At 66.5% G+C, this 3,133-nt stretch carries 3 protein-coding genes and 1 pseudogene; 2 read left to right on the top strand and 2 right to left on the bottom strand.

The window, feature by feature from the left end:
- Together CG51_RS18560 and CG51_RS18555 are read left to right on the top strand one after the other, a co-directional pair.
- Positions 1 to 289 (top strand): IS1380 family transposase (locus tag CG51_RS18560; protein WP_035747543.1); only part of this gene is annotated, 289 nt, incomplete at its 5' end.
- 282 nt (positions 290 to 571) lie between these two features.
- Positions 572 to 2,317, top strand: a complete 1,746-nt coding sequence (locus tag CG51_RS18555; protein WP_079862784.1) for an alpha/beta hydrolase — start codon at positions 572 to 574, stop codon at positions 2,315 to 2,317.
- Between the two features lie 30 nt (positions 2,318 to 2,347).
- On the opposite strand, the gene CG51_RS18550 is transcribed toward CG51_RS18555, so the two are convergent.
- Positions 2,348 to 2,713 carry a hypothetical protein gene (locus CG51_RS18550; RefSeq protein WP_035747542.1) on the bottom strand — a complete coding sequence of 122 codons (366 nt, stop codon included), beginning with the start codon at positions 2,711 to 2,713 and terminating at the stop codon, positions 2,348 to 2,350.
- 79 nt (positions 2,714 to 2,792) lie between these two features.
- Positions 2,793 to 2,924, bottom strand: a pseudogene (locus CG51_RS21210) (hypothetical protein); the annotation flags it as partial.
- Between the last annotated feature and the right edge of the window lie 209 nt (positions 2,925 to 3,133).

Below are 3,133 nucleotides of genomic sequence, written 5' to 3'. Positions count from 1 at the left end.
CTGGACGCGGCTGTCATGCCGGAAGTTCCGCGACAATGAGGTGCGACTGCAACTGCATGCGCTGGCCTACAACCTGGCCATCTTCTTGCGCTGCATCGAGTTGCCCGAGACGATGGCCGACTGGTCGTTGACCAGCCTGCAACTGAAGCTGATCAAGATCGGGGCACGTGTCGTCCGCCATGCCCGCGCCATCACCTTCCAGCTGGCCGAGGTGGCCGTCACCGGTCCGATGGTCCGCGCCATCCTCGCCGCCATCCGCCGATTGCGAGCGCCTCCGCTATGCGCATGACCGCCATCCACGCCCAAACTGAACGAAAACGGCAGGATGGGTCTGTCCGCTGCGCTGAAAAACACCGCCACCAGGGCACAACACGGCGGCTTCGCGGGCCGATCTGCCCTGTCTCAGCGCCTTGCGCGCCCGACGACGCCGCTCGGGACGGAAAATGATTGTCCTGCGGTCGGATTCAGGCGAAACTCACGTCAGACGGCATGCCACTTGGGGAATGTATGTTAAAACGCCTATCCGTGTCCGGTATATTGGCCCAAGGGGACCACTCGCAGGGGATCCTTGATGCGACAGGACGACGACGCTGCACTCGCTTCCGGTACTACATCCGATGGCTGGTTCACCCGGCTCCGGCGTTCGCTGCTGGCGCGCCTTGGCAATACCGGGCTCGTGCTGGGGACGTTGTTCTTCGCCGCCTCGCTCACGCCCAGCCTCACGCCACGGATCACGGTCGCGCAGGCGGTGCTGTCGGGCATGTGCCTGGCCGCCGGCTACGGCCTGGGCGTGCTGCTGCGCTGGCTGTGGGGATACCTGGAGCTGCCGCTCCCCGGGCCGGCGGGACAGCCGCGTCGCCGCCGTATCGCGGTCGTCGCCTGCGCGGTCATCGCCGCGCTCGCGCTTTGGCGCAGCCAGCATTGGGAAAACATCGTCCGCGAACTGATGCACCTGGCTCCCGCCGGTCCATCGCGCATCCTGGGCGTACTCGCGGGTGCGGCGGTCGTGGCGCTGCTGCTGGTCGTGCTGGGCCGCATCGCGCTGATGATCATCAAGGCGGTGATGCGCCTGGTCACCCGCAAGGTGCCGCGACGGATCGCGCACGTGGTCGGTGCGATCGCCGGCGTGCTGCTGCTGGTGGGCCTGGTCAACGGCGTGATCCTGTCCTCGTTGCTGGACACCCTGGACGCCTCCTATCGCCAGGCCGATGCACTGATCCCGCCCGACATGCCGCCGCCGACCGAATGGGACAGCCCCGGCAGCGCGCAGTCGCTAGTGGCCTGGAACCAGCTCGGGCGCATGGGCCGGCGCTACGTCGATGCCCGCCCCACCGCCGACGAACTCGCCGCCTACGCCGGTCCCGGCGCCAAGGCGCCGCTGCGCGTGTACGCGGGCCTGCCCACCGGCGACACGCCCGAAGAGCGCGCCCAGCTGGCGCTGGAAGAACTCAAGCGCGTCGGCGGCTTCGAGCGCAAGGCGCTGATCATCATCACTCCGACCGGCACCGGTTGGGTCGACCCGTCCGGCATCGACGGCATCGAATATCTCTACCGCGGCGATGTGGCCAGCGTCGCGGTGCAGTACTCGTACCTGTCCAGTCCGCTGACGCTGTTCCTGGATCCGGACACAGGCGGGGTCACCGCGCGCGCACTGTTCCGCGAGGTCTACGGCTACTGGCGCACGCTGCCGCCCGAGCGGCGGCCGAAGCTGTACCTGCACGGCCTGAGCCTGGGCGCGCTCAATTCGGAACGCTCGTTCGAGATGTTCGAGCTGCTCGGCGAACCATTCGATGGCGCGGTCTGGAGCGGACCTCCGTTCGCCGCCAGCAAGTGGGCCGGGCTGACCCGCTCGCGCAATCCCGGTTCGCCGGTGTGGCTGCCGCAGTTCCAGGACGGCTCGTTCGTCCGCTTCATGAACCAGGACGGCAGCTCCACCCCGCCCGGCACGCCGTGGGGCCCGATGCGCGTGGTCTACCTGCAGTACGGCAGCGACGCGGTGACGTTCTTCGACCGTCACGGCTTCTTCCGCGAACCGGAACTGCTCGATGCCCCGCGCCCGCCGGACGTATCCCCGGCGATGCGCTGGTATCCGGTCGTGACGATGATGCAGATGGCAATGGATACTTCGCTGTCGATGAGCGCACCAATGGGTTTCGGCCACGTCTACGCGCCATCGCACTACATCAACGCCTGGCTGGAAGTCACCGGCATCGACGACTGGTCGCCCGAAGACGTGGCCCGCCTGCAGCGCCACCTGGATGAGCGCCGGGCCGAAGAGCTGTCCAAGGATGGCGGCGAGGAGACCGTGGACGGCTGAACGTCGACGGTCTTGCGTGGACCGGCACCCTCAGTACATCCCGACCATGTTGAGGAACCAGCCCTCGTGGTCGTAGTCGAAGTCGGTCAGGTCGTCGCTGAACTCGGTGAAGTTGTAGCCGGCGCCGATGCGGAAGTTCTTGCCGATGTCGCGGTCCAGTCCGACCAGCCAGCCCTGCCGCGTGCCGCCGGCCTGCACGTCCAGCCAGCGGTATTCGGCCAGCGCGTGCCAGGCGTAGACCACCTCGTAGCGCAGCTGTAGCGCGGCGAAGTCGGTGGCCGAGTCGAACCACGGCCCGCTGCCGCGTCCGTAGCGCACCTCGCCCTCGCGCCGGGCGAGCTTGCCGGCCACTTCCCAATGCTGGTCGTGGCGGTAGACGCCTTCCACCGACAGCACCTGGGTTTTCTGGTCTGATATCCTTCCATGCATCCTGCCAGAGCCGCCGGTTAATGCGCAAGAATGCGGCCGTGTCCTGACTCTGTGCGCACCGGATGGTTTTTCCTATCGTGCTCCCTTTCCTCAACGAGATATGAAACCCGAAGGAGCCGGCGACCCTGCCATCCCTGCGGAGTCTGGCAACAGCTTTCTCAACTAGCCACTTAGACACCAGATAGGCTGCGGGCGCCGATCGGAACTCCGGCGCCAGAACCTTGGAGTTCCCGTAGCCCCCGCGGTTTGTGCTCACCAGCGGGATTTCATCGCCCTGAAGGGCGCGCACGAATCTTTCTCCCTCCACAGATCTCCAGATCGCTCGGGCATGACGTGGATCAAGACGCCAAAGGTCTGGTCCCACATTCTCCAAGTAAGTCGCTGATT

Source organism: Haematobacter missouriensis (assembly GCF_000740775.1).
In the GTDB taxonomy this organism is placed as follows: Bacteria; Pseudomonadota; Alphaproteobacteria; order Rhodobacterales; family Rhodobacteraceae; genus Haematobacter; species Haematobacter missouriensis.
The sequence above is the reverse complement of the archived record's forward strand: the minus strand, read 5'-3'. Positions and strand labels throughout refer to the sequence as shown.